This window comes from Stenotrophomonas sp. 22385 (assembly GCF_052045085.1).
Classification (GTDB): domain Bacteria; phylum Pseudomonadota; class Gammaproteobacteria; order Xanthomonadales; family Xanthomonadaceae; genus Stenotrophomonas.
In genome coordinates this window covers 295566-312577 of record NZ_JBQEOG010000002.1, presented here as the reverse complement: position 1 = coordinate 312577, position 17012 = coordinate 295566, and the positions used below count along the sequence as shown (strand labels likewise).

Below are 17012 nucleotides of genomic sequence, written 5' to 3'. Positions count from 1 at the left end.
CACAGTGGCCGGCGCGGCCGCGGCCGGGGTACCCCAGCTCAGCGTGAAACCATTGGTATAGCGGAGGTCGGCGCGTTCGATCGGCGCCTGTTGGTTGGCCAGCTGCGGCAGCACGCGCACGAAGCGCTGCAGGCGCGAGCGCGCGTCGTCGCGGCCGACCACCACTTCGGTGCCATTGCTCAGCTGCAGCGACCAGCTGCCGCGCGCATCCATGCTGACCCGGGTGACATCGACTCCAGCCGGGGCGAACAGCGCGCGCGCATCGTTGTAGAGCGCCACGACTTCTTCGGTCTGGGTATCGGGACCGTCCAGGTTCGGCAATGCCAGGTCCTGCAGCTTCTGCGGGGTGGCGAACAGCTTGCCCTGCTCTGACAGCAGCCTGTCCTTGCCCCAGCGCGCGAACGGCTTGTGCTCGACCAGGGTGATTTCCAGCACGTCGGGCCATTGCTTGCGCACCTGCGCGCTTTCCACCCAGGGCAGCTTTTCGATGGCGTCCTGCGCGTCCTGCAGCTTTACCGCGAAGAAGCCGGACTTCGCATACGGCAGCACCACCTGCTGCAGCTGCTCGGCCGGGACCCGCTTGAATTCACCGTGCACGCGCAGCTTGGCCAACGGCCAGCGTTCGGCACCAACCCAGCCGTTGAGCACCGCCACCACGGGCAGCGCTACCAACGACAGGGCCAGCAACCAGACGAAGATGCGCAGCACCGCGTTCATGCGTAGGAGGCCTCCGTGGTGCCGAAGCCTTCCGGCAACGTCTGCTCCAGCACACGCCAGACCAGCTCTTCAAAGCCGATACCGGCCTGGCCGGCCGCCTTGGGCACCAGCGAATGGCTGGTCATGCCCGGCGCGGTGTTTACTTCGAGCAGGTAGAACGCGCCGCTGTTGCGGTCACGCATCACGTCGACGCGGCCCCAGCCCCGGCAGCCGGCGGCGCGGAAGGCTTCCAGCGCGATCCGGCGGATCTCCGCCTCGTCGTCGCCTTCCAGCCCCGGGCAGAGGTACTGGGTGTCTTCGGCGATGTACTTGGCGTTGTAGTCGTACCACTGGCCCTTGGGCACGATGCGGATCGACGGCAGCGCCTGATCGCCGAGGATGCCCACGGTCAGCTCATCGCCAACCACCATCTGCTCCATCAGCAGCTGGCCGTCGTAGCGTGCCGCCAACGCGACGGCCTCATCCAGGCCGGCCTCGTCGGTGACCCGGCTGATGCCGACGCTGGACCCTTCATTGGCCGGCTTGACCACCACCGGCAGGCCGAGCTCGGCCGCGAGCGCGTGGACGTTGCTGCTGTCCACCTTCCGGTACTGCGGGGTGGGCAGGCCCAGCGACAGCCACACCTGTTTGGTGCGGATCTTGTCCATGCCCAACGCCGAGCCGAGCACGTCCGAACCGGTATACGGCACGCCGAAGGCTTCCATCAGCCCCTGCACGATGCCGTCCTCACCGCCGCCGTTGTGGCCGTGCAGGATGTTGAAGACGCGATCGAAGCGCTTCTCCACCAGCGCCAGCGCCAGCGCCGGAATGCCGTCCACCGCGGTGGCGTTGACCCCACGCGCGCGCAGGGCCTCGATCACGTTGCGGCCGGAATCCAGCGAGACTTCGCGTTCGCTGGAGGTGCCGCCCAGCAGCACGGCAACGCGGCCGAACACGGCCGGGTCGGTGGTGCGCAGCGGCGGGAAGGTCAGCATGCTCATGCGGCGGGTGCCTCGTTGAAGCCATCGGTGGCGACCAGATGGGCGACATGGCCGATGTCACCGGCGCCCATCATCAACAGCAGGTCGCCGTCCTGTAGGACATCGGGCAGTACGTGCTGCAGTTCCGCCGCCTGGCCGACCACGACCGGTTCACTGCGGCCGCGTGCGCGGATGGCGCGGGCCAGCGAGCGCGAATCGGCACCGGGAATCGGCGCTTCACCGGCCGGGTAGACCTCGCTCAGCACCAGCGCATCCACTTCGGACAGCACCGCCGCGAAGGCGTCGAACTGGTCACGGGTACGGCTGTACCGGTGCGGCTGGAAGGCCACCACCAGGCGCTGCGACGGCCAGCCGCCGCGCGCGGCGGCGAACACGGCCGCCAGCTCACGGGGGTGATGGCCGTAGTCGTCGATCACGCGCACCTTGGCACCGGTGCGGGTGGTGACGATGCCCAGGTCATTGAAGCGGCGGCCGATGCCGGCAAAGCTTTCCAGCGCGCGCGCGATCGCATCCGGGGCCACGCCCAGCTGCCAGCCCACCGCAGCAGCGGCCAGCGCGTTGAGCACGTTGTGCGCGCCCGGCAGCGCCAGGGTGACCGGGTAGCTGCTGCCTTCGGGCAGGCGCAGGGTGAAGCGCATGCGCGGACCGTCCTGGAACACGTCCTCGGCGCGCACGTCCGCATTGGGGCTCATGCCGTAGCTCATGACATGGCGCGGGGTCTGCGCGGCCAGCGCGGCCACTTCCGGGTCGTCGATGCACAGCACCGCCAGCCCGTAGAACGGCAGGCGCTGCAGGAACTCGGCAAAGGCGGCCTGCACGCGGGAGAAATCGTTGCCGTAGTTCTCCAGATGATCCGCATCGATATTGGTGATCACCGACACCAGCGGGTTCAGGCGCAGGAAACTGCCATCGCTCTCATCGGCTTCGGCCACCAGCCACTGGCCGCTGCCGAGCTTGGCATTGGCACCGGCCGCCAGCAGCTGGCCACCGATCACGAACGTCGGGTCCAGCCCGCCTTCGCTCAGCACCGCTGCGGTCAGGCTGGTGGTCGTGGTCTTGCCATGGGTGCCGGCCACCGCGATGCCGCGACGGAAGCGCATCAGCTCGGCCAGCATGGCCGCGCGCGGCATGATCGGAATCCGCTGGCTGCGCGCTTCCATCAGCTCCGGGTTGTCGTCGCGGATCGCGCTGGACACCACCACGCAGTCGGTGCCCAGCACGTTGGCGGCCGAGTGGCCGCGCATCACGCGCGCACCCAGCCCGGCGAGGCGGCGGGTGGCGGCGTTGTCGGCGTTGTCCGAACCGGACACTTCATAGCCCAGCGTCAGCATCACTTCGGCGATACCGCTCATGCCGGTGCCACCGATGCCGACGAAATGCACGCGCGGGAAGGCGCGCACCAGGTCATTGGTGTCGTGCAGGCGGCGGATCATGCGCGGCCTCGCGTAACGGTGTTCATTTGGATTCCTCGAGAATGATGTCGGCGATGCGCTCGGCGGCATCGACCTTGGCCAGGGCACGCGCGGCGGTTGCCATCTGCATGCGGCGGGCGGAATTTTCGGACAGATCGCGCAGCACGTCCTGCAAGCGCATGGCCAGCGTTTCGTCCTGCTTCAGCAATACGGCTGCGCCGCGCTCGACCAGATACTCCGCGTTGCGGGTCTGGTGATCATCAACGGCGGCCGCGAACGGTACCAGCACGCTGCCCACGCCGACCGCACACAGCTCGGCCAGGGTGGAGGCGCCGGAGCGGCACACTACCAGGTCGGCCCAGCCGAACGCCTCGGCCATGTCGGCGATGAACGGTTCGACCCGGGCGCTGACGCCTGTATCCTGGTATGCCTGCAGCGCTTCGGCGTGCAGCTTTTCACCGCTCTGGTGGCGCACGTCGACCGCAACGCCGGCCGCCAGTGCGGCCAGCGCCTCCGGCACGGCGGTGTTGAGTGCGCGTGCGCCCTGGCTGCCACCGAGTACCAGCAGCCGCAGCGCGCCCTGGCGGCCGGCCAGGCGCTGTTCCGGTCCGGCAATGGCGGCAATCTCGGCACGCACCGGGTTGCCGACGGCCTCTTCGCGCTGGGCAAAGCTGCCCGGGAAACCGGTCAGCACGCGCCGCGCGAAGCGCGACAGCACGCGGTTGGTCAGGCCCGGCGCGCGGTTCTGTTCGTGCACCAGCAGCGGCAGGCCGTGCAGGCGTGCGGCCAGGCCACCGGGACCGGACGCAAAACCACCAAAGGCGATCACCGCACGCGGCTGGCGGTCGCGGATCAGGAAGCCGGCCGAGCGCACGGCGCGCAGCAGGCGGCCGGGGGCCGTCAGCAGCGCCAGCGTGCCCTTGCCGCGCAGGCCACTGATGGCCAACGTGTCGATGTGGATGTCGTGCTGCGGCACCAGGCGGGTTTCCATCCCACCGACGCTGCCCAGCCACGTCACCGGGATGCCGCGTTCGCGCAGCACCTTGGCCACGGCCAGGCCGGGGAAGATGTGGCCACCGGTACCGCCGGCCATGATCATCACCGGGCGCTGCGGAATCGGGGCGTTCATCCCATCCTCCCCAGGGTCGGTTCGATCCGCTGCTGCATGCGGCTGGTCCCACGCGGGGCACTGTCGCGGTGCGCGGACGCCCGCGCGGTGCTGTCCTGCATGGCGGCGGCCACGGCGCTGGCACTGGTGGGCGCGCCGACCGGTGCCGCATCGTCAAGCTCGGCCGCGCCCATGCGCACCGCCTGGCGGCGCTCGGCACGGTCCAGTTCGTAGGACACGCGCAGCAGCAGGCCCATCGCCACGCAGGTCATCAGGATGCTGGAACCGCCGGACGAGATCAGCGGCAGGGTCAGGCCCTTGGTCGGCAGGATGCCCAGGTTGACGCCGATCGAGACGAAGCTCTGCATGCTCACCCACAGGCCGATGCCAAAGGCGATGTAACCGGAGAAGTGGCGCTTCATTTCCACGCAGCGCATGCCGATCCAGAACGCGCGGCCGGCCAGCAGCGCATACAGCGCCACGATCAGGCAGGTGCCGATGAAGCCCAGTTCCTCTGCGGTGACCGAGAAGATGAAGTCGGTATGCGCTTCGGGCAGGTAATACAGCTTCTGCACCGAGTTGCCCAGGCCCACCCCGGTCCACTCGCCGCGGCCCACGGCCATCAGTGCGTTGGACAGCTGGTAGCCGTCGCCCTGCTGGTCTGCCCACGGGTCCCAGAACGAAGTGATGCGGCGCATGCGGTACGGTTCGATGATCGCCAGCGCGCTCATCGCCACCAGACCGAACACGATCGGCATCGACATGCGCGGCAGGTTCACGCCGCCCAGCACCAGCATGCCGGCGGTGATCGCCAGCAGCAGGGTCGACGAGCCGAAGTCCGGCTGCAGCAGCAGCAGCACCACCAGCGCGCCGGCCACCCCCAGCGGCTTGAGCATCGCCGGCCAGGTCGCATTGACCTCGTCGCGGAAGCGCACCAGGTAGCTGGACAGCCACACGATGTAGAGCACCTTCACCGCTTCGACGGTCTGGAACTTGGAGAAGCCCAGGTTGATCCAGCGCCGGGCGCCGTTGACGCTGCTGCCCAGGCCGGGGATGAACACCACCACCAGCAGCGCGAAGCAGCCCAGCAGCAGCATCTGGTTGTACTGCTCGATGCTCTTGAGCTCGGTGCGCATGGCCAGGCCGGCCAGCACGATGCCCACTGCCAGGAAGATCAGGTGGCGGTTGAGGTAATAGAACGGGCTGCTCATCAGCGCGATCGAGCTCGACGCAACCATCACCACGCCCAGCCCGGTGAGCGTGATGATCGCGCCCAGCAGCCACTTGTCGAAGTGGCCTCCGATGGCTTCAAGGCGGGTTGCCTGGCGCGAGAGATCGTTCATCAGCGGACCTTCAACGTGGCCAGGCCGATCAGCACCAGCACCACCGAGATGATCCAGAAGCGCACGATCACGCGCGGCTCGGGCCAGCCCTTGAGTTCGAAGTGGTGGTGGATCGGCGCCATGCGGAACACGCGCTTGCCGGTCAGCTTGAACGAGGCGACCTGGATCATCACCGACAGCGTTTCGATCACGAACACGCCACCCATGATCACCAGCACCAGCTCCTGGCGGGTGATCACCGCGATCGTGCCCAGCACCGCGCCCAGCGCCAGCGCGCCGATATCACCCATGAACACCATGGCCGGGTAGGTGTTGAACCACAGGAAGCCCAGGCCTGCGCCGGCGATCGCCGCGCAGATGATCACCAGTTCGCCTGCGCCGGGGATCTGCGGGATCTGCAGGTAGTTGGAGAACACCACGTTGCCCGAGGCATAGGCGAACACGCCCAGCGCGCAGGCCACCAGCACGGTCGGCATGATCGCCAGCCCGTCCAGGCCGTCGGTCAGGTTGACCGCGTTGGAGAAGCCGACGATCCAGAAGTAGGCAATGGCCACGAAGCTGATCCCGGCCAGCGGCAGCGCCACCGACTTGAACATCGGGATGTAGAACGTGAGCGCGGCGGGCACGTCGGCGGTGTAGAACAGGAACAGGCCGGCCGCCAGGCCGAAGATCGACTGCAGCAGGTACTTCCAGCGCGACTTCAGGCCATTCGGGTCGCGGCGCACGATCTTGATCCAGTCGTCGTACCAGCCGATCGCACCGAAGCACAGCATCACCGCCAGCACCACCCACACGTAGCGGTTGCGCAGATCGGCCCACAGCAGCACCGACAGCGTGATGGTGAGCAGGATCAGCGAGCCGCCCATGGTCGGCGTGCCGGCCTTGGAGAAGTGGGTCTGCGGTCCGTCGCTGCGGATCGGCTGGCCACCCTTGAACTGGGCCAGCTTGCGGATCATCGCCGGGCCCAGCCACAGCGACAGGAACAGCGCGGTAAGCGCGGCCAGGATGCCTCGCAGAGTCAGGTAGCCGAACAGCCCGAACAGGCTCTCCAACTGCTGCAACCATCGGGCCAGTTCAAGCAACATGGGGGGTTTCCTCTCCTCGCGCCAGCAGCGCTTTTACAATCTTGTCCATGGCGCTGCCGCGCGAACCCTTGACCAGGCAGCGCACGCCAGCATGCAGTTCGGCGGCCAGCGCGGCCGCCAGGGCGTCGTGGCTCTGGAAGTGGCGACCCCCGTCGCCGAACGCCTGCGATGCCGCTGCGCTCAACGTGCCCAGCGTGTACAGCCGCTTCAGGCCGGCGTCGCGGGCGCGGCGACCGGCCTGCGCATGCAGCGCCTCGCCATCCGGGCCGAGTTCACGCATGTCGCCCAGCACCAGCCAGGCCTCGTCCTTCGACGCAGCCAGCGCGTCGATGGCAGCGGCCAGCGAGCCGGGGTTGGCGTTGTAGCTGTCATCGATCAGCACGGCGCCATTGGGCAGCCGGTGCGCGATCTGGCGGCCGGGCACCGGTTCGGCGCGTGCCAGGCCTGCGGCGATCGAGGCCAGGCCGATGCCGGCCGCCAGCGCCAGCGATGCGGCGGCCAAGGCATTGCTGACGTTGTGTCGGCCCGGCAGTGCCAATGCGATCTCCATGCTGCCGAGCGCGCTGACCAGCTGGAACCGGCTGCCGTCGGCGGTCGCGCGGATGTCCTTCGCGGTCACGTCGGCGCTGTGGTCCAGGCCATAACGCAACACGCGGCTGCGCGGCGGGCGGCCGACGATGTGCTGTTCGAACCAGATGCCGAAAGCGTCATCGGCATTGATCACCGCCACGCCGTCGGCCGGCAGTGCGGCGTAGATGGCGCCCTTGGTGCTGGCCACGCCCTGCAGGCTGCCCATCCGCTCCAGGTGGGCCGGGGCGATGTTGTTGACCAGCGCGTACTGCGGGCGTGCGATGTCGGTGAGGTAGGCGATGTCACCCGGCTTGCCGGCGCCCATCTCGTAGATGGCGTAGTCGGCATCTTCCGGCGCATCGATCACCGCCAGCGGCAGGCCGATCTCGTTGTTGCGGTTGCCCGGGTTGGCATACACCACCGTGCGCTGCTCGCGCGCCACCTGTTCCAGGATCGCCAGCAGCAGGCTCTTGACGCTGGTCTTGCCGTTGCTGCCGGTGATGGCGAACACGCGTGCGGCGCGGTCGCGCTGCATGCCCGCGGCAATGCGGCCCAGTGCGTGTTCGCTGTCGCCGACCACGATCTGCGGTACGGCCACGTCCAGCAGGCGTTCGACCAGCATGGCGCTGGCGCCACGCGCCACCGCATCGGCGGCGAAGTCATGGCCGTCGAAGCGCTCGCCACGCAGTGCCACGTACAGGCTGCCGGGCGCCAGGGTGCGGGTGTCGTTGCTGATGGCGTCGATGGCGGTGTCATCGCCATGGATGTCACCACCGGCCCAGTGGGCGATCAGCGAGAGCGGCGTGCGCTTCACAGGATGGCCTCCTTGGCGTTGAGCGCGGCGGCGGCCACCAGGGTGTCGTCGAAGTCGTGCTTGACCCCACGCACTTCCTGGTAAGGCTCGTGGCCCTTGCCGGCCAGCAGCACGATGTCGCCCGGGCCGGCCAGCTTCACCGCCAGGCCGATCGCGCGCGCGCGGTTGCGCTGCACGGTGACCGCGTCCGGCGCGGTGAATCCGGCCAGGATGTCGGCCACGATCGCGTCACCCTCTTCGCCGCGCGGGTTGTCGTCGGTGACGATCACCTGCTGGGCCAGGCGCTCGGCGATGGCCGCCATCTGCGGGCGCTTGCCCGCGTCGCGCTCTCCGCCGCAGCCGAACACGCAGAACAGCCTGCCCTGCAGGTGACCCTGCAGGCTCTGCAGCGCCTGTTCCAGTGCGTCGGGGGTATGCGCGTAATCGACCACCACGGTCGGCAGGCCGCGCTCGCCGCCGAGGCGGTTCATGCGTCCGGCGATCGGCTGCAGCTGCGACACCAGCGCGGCAATCGCCTCCGGGGCATGGCCCAGCGCGTGCAGCACGCCGGCCACGGCCATCAGGTTGTCCACGTTGAAGCGGCCCAGCAGTGGCGACTGCACCGGGTGGCGTGCACCGTCGACCACCAGGTCGAAGGCGATGCCACGGCCATCGAGCTTGAGCGAGTCGGCGCGCAGCGTGGCCTGCTGCGCACCGCGCGAGCTGACCCCGATCCGGGCGATGCCGGCATCGACCGTGCGCAGCAGTTCGCTGCCGAAGCTGTCATCCAGGTTGACCACCGCCGCCTTCAGGCCGGCGCGATGGAACAGCTTGGCCTTGGCCGCGCCGTACTGGTCCATGTCGCCGTGGTAATCGAGATGGTCGCGGGTGAGGTTGGTGAATACCGCCACGTCGTAGTGCACGGCATCCACGCGGCCCTGGTCCAGCGCATGCGAGCTCACTTCCATGGCGACGGCCTTGGCGCCCTGGTCACGCAGCTGCGCCAGCACTTCATGCATCTGCAGCACCAGCGGCGTGGTGAAGCCGGTCGGCACCACATTGCCATACAGGCCCACGCCGAGCGTACCGATGCTGCCACTGGGAGTACCGAGCAGGTGCCAGGCCTGGGCCAGCAGCTGCACGGTGGAGGTCTTGCCGTTGGTGCCGGTCACTCCGACCATGGTCATCGCGCGCGAGGGATGACCGTGGAACTGGTCGGCCATGCCGCCCATGCGCGCACGCAGGCCCGGCACGGCAATGGCGTCGGCCGGTGCCGGCAGTTCCGCCGGTGCCGGCGGTTCGAACAGGATGGCGGCGGCGCCGGCGGCCCTGGCCTGGTCGACGAAGCCCAGCCCGTGTGCGCCGAAACCGGCGATCGCCACGAAGGCATTGCCGGGACGCACGTCACGGCTGTCCAGCACCAGGCCGGTGATGGACGGGTCGTGGCTCAACGCCACATCGGGAAGCAACTGCGAAAGCAACATCATCTGGCTCATTGCGTGCCTCCCTGCGCGGGCGGCAACGTGGCGTGCGCGCTGGGCAGCGCGGCATCGAATTCGGCGGCGGCGTCGGGCGCGGCCACCGTCTCCGCCGGCGGCGGGGTCGGCAGCGACGAAGCGGCGTGGCCCATCTTCCCGGACTGCTGGGCAGCCAGCCAGGAATCGATGTCGTCCGGCGGCACGTCCATCAGGCGCAGCGCGCCTTCCATGACGTTGTGGAACACCGGCGCGGACACCAGCCCGCCGTAGTACTTGCCGGCCTGCGGGTCGTTGATCACGATCACCGTGGCAAAGCGCGGGTTGCTGGCCGGCACCACGCCGGCGAACAGTGCGTTGTAATGGCCCCGCTCGTAGCCACCGGGGCCGGCCTTGCGCGCGGTGCCGGTCTTCCCGGCCACGTGGTAGCCCAGCACCGCCGCCTGCTTGGCGCCGCCCTGGGTGACCACGGTTTCCATCATCGCCACGACTTCCTTGGCGATCTTCTCGTCGATGATCTGCTTGCCTTCGTTGCGCTGGCCCTTGACGAAGGTCGGCGCGATGAGCTTGCCGCCGTTGCCGAGCGCCGAGTAAGCCGTGGCGATCTGCAGCGGGGTGACATTCATGCCATAGCCGTAGGACATGGTGGTCTTGGATGAACCGCTCCAGCGCGCGGGGCGCGGCAGCACGCCGGCCGATTCGCCGGGAAAGCCGCTGTGCGGCGCGCTGCCATAGCCAAAGCTGTGCACGTGGTCGTAGAACACCTGGTCCGGCATCTTGGCGGCGATCTTGGCCGCACCGATGTTCGAGCTGCGGGTGATCACGCCGGTGACGTTGAGCACGCCGTTGTTCCGCGGCACATCCTTGATGGTGTAGCGGCCGATTGCCATGTAGCCCGGGTTGGTGTCGACCGTGGTGTCCTTGGTGACCACGCCGGACTGCAGCGCCGAGGCGATGGTCAGCGGTTTCATGGTCGAACCCGGCTCGACCAGGTCGGTCACGGCGCGGTTGCGGCGGGTGTCCGGTGCAGCCCCGCCTACCGCATTGGGGTTGTAGGTCGGCAGGTTGACCATGGCCAGCACTTCGCCGGTAGCCACGTCCATGATCACCATCGAACCGCCGGCGGCCTTGTTCTCGATCAGCGCGTTGCGCAGTTCCTTGAACGCCAGGAACTGGATGCGGCGATCGATGCTCAGGGTCAGGTCCTTGCCGGGCTCGGCAGCGCGCAGCAGGTCGCTCTCGACAGTTTCGCCCTTGCGGTTGCGGATCACCCGCTTGGCACCGGCCTTGCCACGCAGCCACTCGTCGAAGGCCAGTTCCAGCCCTTCCTGGCCGCGGTCATCGATGTTGGTGAAGCCCAGCACGTGCGCCATCGCCTCACCCTGCGGGTAGAAGCGGCGGAACTCGCGCTGCGAGGCCACCCCGGGAATCTTCAGGGCAACCACTTTTTCGGCGTCGTCAGGATTGATCCGGCGGCGCAGATACATGAATTCCTTGTCCGCCTTCTGGCTCAGCTTGGAGGTCAGCTCGTCCAGCGGCATGCCCAGCGCGGTGGCCAGTTCCGGAATGCGGTCCGGCGAGCGCATCAGCTCCTGCGGGTTGACCCAGATCGAGGCCACCGGGGTGGACACCGCCACCGGCTCGCCGTTGCGGTCGGTGATCATGCCGCGCGAGGTATTGATCGGCAGCTCACGCAGGTAACGGGCTTCACCCTGGCGCTGGTAGAAATCGCTGTTGATGATCTGCACGTAGGCGGCGCGGCCCACCAGCGACACCGAGCACAGGCCCAGCGCCAGGCCGACCCACTTCAGGCGCTGGCGCAGGTTGAAGGCGTTGCGGGTGCGGTTGCGGCCGGTCTTGTTCATGGCCGTACCACCACGACATCAGCCGCTTCGGGAAACTTCATGCCGAGCCGCTCGCGCGCCACGCGGTCGACCCGGGTGGCTTCGGCCAGGGTCGCCTGCTCCAGCTGCAGGCGGCCGAACTCGATATTCAGTTCGTCGCGGGCGCGCTCGACCCGCGACAGCTCGACGAAGGTCTGCCGGTGGCGGTGGCGCATGAACACCACACCGATCGCCGAGGCGATGGTGCAGGCCAGCAGCACGACCAGCAGCAGGCGGCTCATCAGGCCACCCCGCGCTTTTCGGCCACACGCAGCACGGCGCTGCGCGAGCGCGGATTGACCGCCAGCTCGTCGTCCTCGGCCTTGATGGCGCCGCCGATCAGATCCAGTGTCGGCACGAACGCGGCCAGCTCGGGCAGCCGGCGATTGGTCGGCGGCGCTTTGGCGTGGCGGTTCATGAACTGCTTGACGATGCGGTCTTCCAGCGAATGGAAGCTGATCACCGCCAGCCGGCCACCGGGCTTGAGCCGCGCCATCGCCGCGTCCAGGCCGGCTTCAAGGTCGGCCAGTTCGCGGTTGATGTGGATGCGGATGGCCTGGAAGCTGCGCGTGGCCGGGTGGATCTTGTCCTTGCCACGCGGCATCACCGAAGCGATCAGTTCGGCCAGTTCGGCGGTGCGGGTGAACGGCTGCTTGTCGCGGCGCGCGATGATCGCGCGGGCGATGCGGCGCCCCTGGCGCTCTTCGCCATAGGTCCACAGCACGTCCATCAGTTCGCGTTCTTCGACGCGGTTGAGCCACTGCGCCGCGCTTTCGCCGCTGTCCGGGTCCATGCGCATGTCCAGCGGGCCGTCCTTGCCGAAGCTGAAACCGCGCTCGGCCACGTCCAGCTGCGGCGAGGACACGCCGAGGTCGAACAGCACCCCATCCAGGCCGTCAGCGGTGGCGTTCCAGTGCAGCAGGTCGGCGAAGCTGCCACGGAAGATCGAGACACGCGGGTCCGGCGCGAAATCACGCTCGGCTACCGCGATTGCTTCCGGATCCTTGTCCATGACCAGCAGCCGGCCTCCAGGACCGAGTTGCTCGAGCACGCCGCGGGCGTGACCGCCGCGACCAAACGTGCCATCGAGATACGTTCCGTTTTCGATCACCCTCAGGCCGTCCAGGACCTGCGTGTACAGCACCGGCAGATGGCCCGCCGGCGACTGCGACACCGGAAGGTGACCGGCCTGCGCGCCTCCGCGCACCCGGGCACCCCGGGTCACAACTTCAGGTCGAGCAACCCATCGCCCAGATCCGTGTCAGACAACGTCTGCTGGATCAATGCGCGATGAGCCTGCTCGCTCCACAATTCAAATTTGTCGCCCATGCCGAGCAACACCGCCTTCTTTTCAATGCCAACAGCGCCGCGGTGGCTTGCCGGAATACTGATGCGGCCGTTGCCATCCAGCTCCAGATGCGCGGCCGAACCGACCAGCTTCTGTTGCAGCAGGCGCACGACGCGCTGTGTGTTGGGTTTGGCCATGACGTCGTCACGGACCCGCTCCCACTCCTGCTCGGCATACAACCAGAGGCAGCCGGACTCGAACGGGTTGTAGGTCAGCACAAGGCGGTTGTTGCTCACACGCGCGACGAGGTCGCGATGCGCGGTGGGAACCGCCATGCGTCCTTTATCGTCAACCGTGATGGCCGTCTCGCCTTGAAACACGACGCGTGCACCTTTCCTTCGCCCGGTGAAACATTGAACCACGAAAAACCACAAAAAACCCGGTTTCTCCTCTGTTGCCCACCTTAGCAGTGCCGATTGGGTTGTCAACAGTTTTGCGAAGGGGAAATCGCCTTGGACATCAAGGGCTTGCAGCAATGTTTAGAGACTTGTTCAAGGCTTATCCACAAGTTGCTGTTTCGTCTCATCTTTTGAGATTTGCTCGAAGTTCAGGCCTGTGCAGGCCGCGTGAAACAGCGCTGCGCATTCATCGGCCTTCACGTCGCCGTTGACGCGCTCCTGCGCAAACCCGGCACAATGTGCGGCATGTGTCTGCTCGCCCTGGCCTGGAAGGTCCACCCCCGCTGGCAGTTGCTGATGGCTGGCAACCGCGATGAATTCCACGCGCGCCCGACCGCCGGGCTGGCCGCCTGGCCCGCCCCGGACCTCGGCGTGCTCGCCGGGCGCGACCTCCGCTCCGGCGGCACCTGGGCCGGCGTGGGCCGGGAGGGGCGGATGGCAGTGGTGACCAACGTGCGCGACCCACTGGCCCGGCAGACTGGCCCGTCACGCGGCGCCTTGGTGGCCGACTACCTGCGCGGCAGCGGTTCTGCGGCTGCATGTGCCGACACCCTGGCCGGCAACGCCCCGGCCTTTGCTCCGTTCAACCTGCTGCTGGCCGACCGCGAAAGCTGCCAGTTCCTTGGCAACCACCCGCTGCTGCGCCTGTCGCTGGCCCCGGGGATCCACGGCATGTCCAACGGTCCCTTGGACGCGCCGTGGCCGAAAACCCTGGCCTTGAAGGCGGCCATGCGCGCCTGGGTGGACGCCGGCCGAGACGATCCTGCGCCATTGTGGGCGGCACTGGCCGACGAGCATCGGGCCGACGACGCCCGCCTGCCCGACACCGGGATTGGCCTGGAACGCGAGCGCTGGCTGTCGTCGGCCTTCATCCGCAGCCCGGAGTACGGCACCCGCGCGAGCACAGTGATCGCCCTGGACGCGCAGGGCCAGGGCTTCATCCGCGAGCGTCGGTTCGACCCGTCGGGTGCGTGCATCGGCGAAACGTCGTTGACGGTCGGCCCACCCGGGCCACTGCCCAGCCCCGCCGCAGGGTGAATGACGCGGCGCGCCGCGCGGATCGATCCGGCTCGCCCGTTCCTCTCGTCTGGTACCGGCGCAGTAAGCGCCCCGCCATTCGAGATCTTTGATGAACCGACGACTCACCCTGTTTCTTGCCACCCATGTACTCACCCTGGCAGCCGGCTTCGGTGGCGGCGTATACCTGCTGCCGGTCCTGACCGCACCGAAGGGCCCCAGCGCCGCCAGCGTTGCCGACGCAATGGCCAACAGCCCCCATGCAGCCCGCTTCCGCCGTGACCTCAAGGGCAGCGACGCAGTGCACTGGGCCGACGGCAAGGTCAGCGTGAGCCACGACCGGATCGCCTTCGATGGCCGCATGGGCCCGGGACCGGATTACAAGGTGTACCTGTCGCGCGAGTTCGTTGACACCCGGGGCGATTTCCTGCGGATCAAGCAGGACGCCACGCTGATCGGTGACGTGAAGACCTTCAATCGCTTCCTTCTGGAGGTGCCCGACCACGTGGACATCGAGGACTACACCACCGTGGTGGTCTGGTGCGAAGCCTTCAGTCAATTCATCTCGGCGGCGCAGTACCGGGCGGGACCGGGATCCTGAAAAGAGGCAGAGCCGGCCGATAAGCCGGGTTTTGTCGTGGACAGTCATTCTTCTAGGCGCCACGTCACCGTGGCGCTCAAGCAACCTACCCGGTCCCGACGCGGGCCGCGCCATGAGGACCCTATTTGGTCTTGCTCCAGGTGGGGTTTGCCGTGCCGGTCTGTTGCCAGACTCGCGGTGCGCTCTTACCGCACCATTTCACCCTTACCGGCTCCCCGGAGGGAACGTAGGCGGTATCTTTCTGTTGCACTTTCCGTCGGCTCGCGCCGCCCAGGCGTTACCTGGCACCTTGCCCTGCGGAGCCCGGACTTTCCTCGGCATTCCCGAAGGAATGACGCGACTGCCTGGCCGACTCTGCCAGGAACATCATCCCACAGCGTGCCGCAGGTGACCAGCGCACTGCTGCCCGCGACCAGGGAGGAATTCTGGAAGTCGTTGGCAGCCGGACCGTACAGGCTTGCCACACCAATCCCTGGAGCGCCCGCATGATCCGATCTGCATCGCCCGCCACCACCGCGTCGTTACCGGCCGCCCCGGCAGCCGAGGTTCGCCACCCGGTCCGCACCGCGCCCTCTGCCCCTGATACCGTCAGCAACGCCCCGTCCACCTGGCCAGAAGCGTCCGCGCCTTCGTCGGCAGTGCTCATGGCGCGTATTGCGGAAGGAGATGCTTTTCTGTGCCAGTGGATGGCGCAGCGTCCCACCCGCTGCGCGGATCCGCCCGGGCGGCAACGCGTCATCCATACCATCGAAACCCTGGAGGAACTCCGGGGGCTGCTGGCCCGCCGCGCCAGCACCACCCTGCATCGTTGGCTGGACGAACTGGACAGTGGCGCCAGGCTGGACCCGGGCAGGCTGCAGCTGCGCATCCAGCACGCGGGCCTGACCGAGGTGCTGCGCGGGATGCGCGTGGGCGAACTGTCGCCCACCCAGCGCCTTGAGCTGTACAGGGTACTGCGTGACGTGGGCAGCCGGCCCGCCACACTGCGTGCTTTGCTTGGCCTGAGCCTTGAGGAAGCAGACACGCCCGAGATTGTGGATGTAGAGAGCGATGCGCCCCACAGCGGCACGCGGGTACGCGATTTCGCGCCAACGCTGGATCTGCTGCTGCCACCCGCGCGCGCCACCGCTCTGCAGCAGGCTACCGCCGCGCTCGACGCAAGCCGGGGTAGCGACAGCGCCGCAGCACGTGCGACGCGCGACGCCTGCCGCGAACGCGTCCGCCGCTTGGCAGCAGAAGCCTACCAACACGCCGCGATGGTCAACCGCCGGTTTGGTTTCACGAGCACCGTAACCGCGTGGGGTCACATGGCCAGCTCCAGCCAGCGCCAACCTCAGGTGAAGCTGCTGGAATCACTCTCCAAACCAACAGCGCCAGCGGCACAGGGGCATGTGCCCGACATTCAATTGCCGTAGAGCGCCTTGCGGGGGGCGCCGGTGAGTTCCGCGGCCAGTTTGGCGGCGGTGGAAGGCGGCAGGTGCTCACTGAGTTTCGCGTACAGGCGCCGGCCCTGGGCCAGCTGGGCCTCCTCGTCGTTGGCCGCGCCCTGCACCATCACCACGAATTCGCCCTTGCGCTGGTTGTCGTCGGCTTCGACCTGCTGCAGCAGGCTGGCCAGGTCGCCGTCCAGCACGGTCTCGAACAGCTTGGTCAATTCGCGCGCCAGCACCGCTGGCCGTGTGGCGCCAAATGCGGCAACCATGTCCGCAAGCGACTCCGCGATGCGGTGTGAGGATTCATAGAACACCAGCGTGCGGGTTTCCCCCGCAAGCGCCTGCAGGCGTTCGCGGCGGCCGGAACCCTTGGCCGGCAGGAAGCCTTCAAAGGTGAAGCGGTCGCTGGGCAGGCCGGCCACGCTCAGTGCGGCAATGGCCGCGCAGGCGCCGGGCACCGGGCTGACCCGGATGCCCGCCTCGCGCGCGGCGCGGACCAACCGGTAGCCGGGGTCGCTGACCAGCGGCGTGCCTGCATCACTGACCAGCGCCAGTGATTCGCCGGCCTGCAGCCGCGCCACGATGCGCTGGGCCAGCGCCTCTTCGTTGTGGTCATGCAGCGCAACGAGCGGCTGCTGGATACCGAAGTGGGCCAGCAGCTGGCCGCTGCGGCGGGTGTCCTCGGCGCAGATCGCAGCCACCGAGCGCAGCACCTCCTGCGCCCGCGGCGTCAGGTCGGACAGGTTGCCGATCGGGGTGGCAACGACATACAGCGTGGGGACAGCACTCATCGCAACGGTACTCACAGGTCAGGGGTAGAATCCTAACGTGTACGAGCCACCCTCGAAT

At 68.0% G+C, this 17012-nt stretch carries 15 protein-coding genes, 1 other RNA gene and 1 pseudogene; 3 read left to right on the top strand and 14 right to left on the bottom strand.

Translation table 11 applies throughout. The features are described 5' to 3' along the window. Positions 1 to 39: 39 nt before the first annotated feature. The 12 genes and pseudogenes from ACTJI4_RS05825 to mraZ all read right to left on the bottom strand — a co-directional run. Positions 40 to 717: pseudogene (locus ACTJI4_RS05825) on the bottom strand (cell division protein FtsQ/DivIB); the annotation flags it as partial. Next, positions 714 to 1697: a D-alanine--D-alanine ligase gene (locus ACTJI4_RS05820; RefSeq protein WP_392919179.1), complete on the bottom strand. Its 984-nt coding sequence runs from the start codon at positions 1695 to 1697 to the stop codon at positions 714 to 716. The pseudogene ACTJI4_RS05825 and the gene ACTJI4_RS05820, both read right to left, overlap by 4 nt. Further along, on the bottom strand, positions 1694 to 3130 hold the full coding sequence (gene murC, locus ACTJI4_RS05815; protein WP_392919181.1) for a UDP-N-acetylmuramate--L-alanine ligase: 1437 nt from the start codon (positions 3128 to 3130) through the stop codon (positions 1694 to 1696). The genes ACTJI4_RS05820 and murC overlap by 4 nt, the downstream gene beginning before the upstream one ends. A gap of 22 nt (positions 3131 to 3152) precedes the next feature. Further along, positions 3153 to 4238: an undecaprenyldiphospho-muramoylpentapeptide beta-N-acetylglucosaminyltransferase gene (gene murG / locus ACTJI4_RS05810; RefSeq protein WP_440868801.1), complete on the bottom strand. Its 1086-nt coding sequence runs from the start codon at positions 4236 to 4238 to the stop codon at positions 3153 to 3155. Further along, positions 4235 to 5560, bottom strand: a complete 1326-nt coding sequence (gene ftsW, locus ACTJI4_RS05805; protein ID WP_392919186.1) for a putative lipid II flippase FtsW — start codon at positions 5558 to 5560, stop codon at positions 4235 to 4237. Before ftsW ends, murG begins: the two co-directional genes overlap by 4 nt. Then, positions 5560 to 6645, bottom strand: coding sequence for a phospho-N-acetylmuramoyl-pentapeptide-transferase (gene mraY / locus ACTJI4_RS05800; protein WP_392919190.1), 1086 nt, complete (start codon positions 6643 to 6645; stop codon positions 5560 to 5562). Before mraY ends, ftsW begins: the two co-directional genes overlap by 1 nt. Then, on the bottom strand, positions 6635 to 8029 hold the full coding sequence (locus ACTJI4_RS05795) for a UDP-N-acetylmuramoyl-tripeptide--D-alanyl-D-alanine ligase (RefSeq protein WP_392919194.1): 1395 nt from the start codon (positions 8027 to 8029) through the stop codon (positions 6635 to 6637). Before ACTJI4_RS05795 ends, mraY begins: the two co-directional genes overlap by 11 nt. Further along, positions 8026 to 9504: a UDP-N-acetylmuramoyl-L-alanyl-D-glutamate--2,6-diaminopimelate ligase gene (locus ACTJI4_RS05790; protein ID WP_440868800.1), complete on the bottom strand. Its 1479-nt coding sequence runs from the start codon at positions 9502 to 9504 to the stop codon at positions 8026 to 8028. Before ACTJI4_RS05790 ends, ACTJI4_RS05795 begins: the two co-directional genes overlap by 4 nt. Beyond that, a complete protein-coding gene (locus ACTJI4_RS05785; RefSeq protein WP_392919201.1) occupies positions 9501 to 11348 on the bottom strand; it encodes a peptidoglycan D,D-transpeptidase FtsI family protein in 1848 nt (615 codons plus the stop codon). Before ACTJI4_RS05785 ends, ACTJI4_RS05790 begins: the two co-directional genes overlap by 4 nt. Then, positions 11345 to 11608: a cell division protein FtsL gene (ftsL, locus tag ACTJI4_RS05780; RefSeq protein WP_068849221.1), complete on the bottom strand. Its 264-nt coding sequence runs from the start codon at positions 11606 to 11608 to the stop codon at positions 11345 to 11347. Before ftsL ends, ACTJI4_RS05785 begins: the two co-directional genes overlap by 4 nt. Further along, a complete protein-coding gene (gene rsmH / locus ACTJI4_RS05775; protein ID WP_093536204.1) occupies positions 11608 to 12573 on the bottom strand; it encodes a 16S rRNA (cytosine(1402)-N(4))-methyltransferase RsmH in 966 nt (321 codons plus the stop codon). Before rsmH ends, ftsL begins: the two co-directional genes overlap by 1 nt. A 14-nt stretch (positions 12574 to 12587) precedes the next feature. Next, positions 12588 to 13034, bottom strand: coding sequence for a division/cell wall cluster transcriptional repressor MraZ (gene mraZ / locus ACTJI4_RS05770; protein ID WP_070207774.1), 447 nt, complete (start codon positions 13032 to 13034; stop codon positions 12588 to 12590). A 324-nt stretch (positions 13035 to 13358) separates the two neighbouring features. On the opposite strand from mraZ, the gene ACTJI4_RS05765 reads away from it, so the two are divergent. Together ACTJI4_RS05765 and ACTJI4_RS05760 are read left to right on the top strand one after the other, a co-directional pair. After that, entirely contained in the window at positions 13359 to 14150 is a 792-nt protein-coding gene (locus tag ACTJI4_RS05765) for an NRDE family protein (protein WP_440868799.1), read from the top strand. Between the two features lie 91 nt (positions 14151 to 14241). After that, positions 14242 to 14730: a DM13 domain-containing protein gene (locus tag ACTJI4_RS05760; protein WP_440868798.1), complete on the top strand. Its 489-nt coding sequence runs from the start codon at positions 14242 to 14244 to the stop codon at positions 14728 to 14730. A 4-nt stretch (positions 14731 to 14734) separates the two neighbouring features. Here ACTJI4_RS05760 and rnpB read toward each other — a convergent pair. Further along, positions 14735 to 15086, bottom strand: an RNA gene (gene rnpB / locus ACTJI4_RS05755) — RNase P RNA component class A. A 129-nt stretch (positions 15087 to 15215) separates the two neighbouring features. Between rnpB and ACTJI4_RS05750 the strand changes: the two genes are divergently transcribed. Further along, a complete protein-coding gene (locus ACTJI4_RS05750) occupies positions 15216 to 16145 on the top strand; it encodes a hypothetical protein (protein WP_440868797.1) in 930 nt (309 codons plus the stop codon). Here the strand turns inward: ACTJI4_RS05750 and rsmI are convergent. Then, positions 16133 to 16954, bottom strand: a complete 822-nt coding sequence (rsmI, locus tag ACTJI4_RS05745) for a 16S rRNA (cytidine(1402)-2'-O)-methyltransferase (RefSeq protein WP_440868796.1) — start codon at positions 16952 to 16954, stop codon at positions 16133 to 16135. The two genes, ACTJI4_RS05750 and rsmI, sit on opposite strands and share 13 nt — an antisense overlap. Between the last annotated feature and the right edge of the window lie 58 nt (positions 16955 to 17012).

Excerpts from the sequence above, each read along its gene's own strand:
- ACTJI4_RS05820 (WP_392919179.1), bottom strand. The coding sequence starts at position 1,697 with ATGAGCATGCTGACCTTCCCGCCGCTGCGCACCACCGACCCGGCCGTG.
- murC (WP_392919181.1), bottom strand. The coding sequence starts at position 3,130 with ATGATCCGCCGCCTGCACGACACCAATGACCTGGTGCGCGCCTTCCCG.
- murG (WP_440868801.1), bottom strand. The coding sequence starts at position 4,238 with ATGAACGCCCCGATTCCGCAGCGCCCGGTGATGATCATGGCCGGCGGT.
- ftsW (WP_392919186.1), bottom strand. The coding sequence starts at position 5,560 with ATGAACGATCTCTCGCGCCAGGCAACCCGCCTTGAAGCCATCGGAGGC.
- mraY (WP_392919190.1), bottom strand. The coding sequence starts at position 6,645 with ATGTTGCTTGAACTGGCCCGATGGTTGCAGCAGTTGGAGAGCCTGTTC.
- ACTJI4_RS05790 (WP_440868800.1), bottom strand. The coding sequence starts at position 9,504 with ATGAGCCAGATGATGTTGCTTTCGCAGTTGCTTCCCGATGTGGCGTTG.
- ACTJI4_RS05785 (WP_392919201.1), bottom strand. The coding sequence starts at position 11,348 with ATGAACAAGACCGGCCGCAACCGCACCCGCAACGCCTTCAACCTGCGC.
- ftsL (WP_068849221.1), bottom strand. The coding sequence starts at position 11,608 with ATGAGCCGCCTGCTGCTGGTCGTGCTGCTGGCCTGCACCATCGCCTCG.
- ACTJI4_RS05765 (WP_440868799.1), top strand. The coding sequence starts at position 13,359 with ATGTGTCTGCTCGCCCTGGCCTGGAAGGTCCACCCCCGCTGGCAGTTG.
- ACTJI4_RS05760 (WP_440868798.1), top strand. The coding sequence starts at position 14,242 with ATGAACCGACGACTCACCCTGTTTCTTGCCACCCATGTACTCACCCTG.
- ACTJI4_RS05750 (WP_440868797.1), top strand. The coding sequence starts at position 15,216 with ATGATCCGATCTGCATCGCCCGCCACCACCGCGTCGTTACCGGCCGCC.
- rsmI (WP_440868796.1), bottom strand. The coding sequence starts at position 16,954 with ATGAGTGCTGTCCCCACGCTGTATGTCGTTGCCACCCCGATCGGCAAC.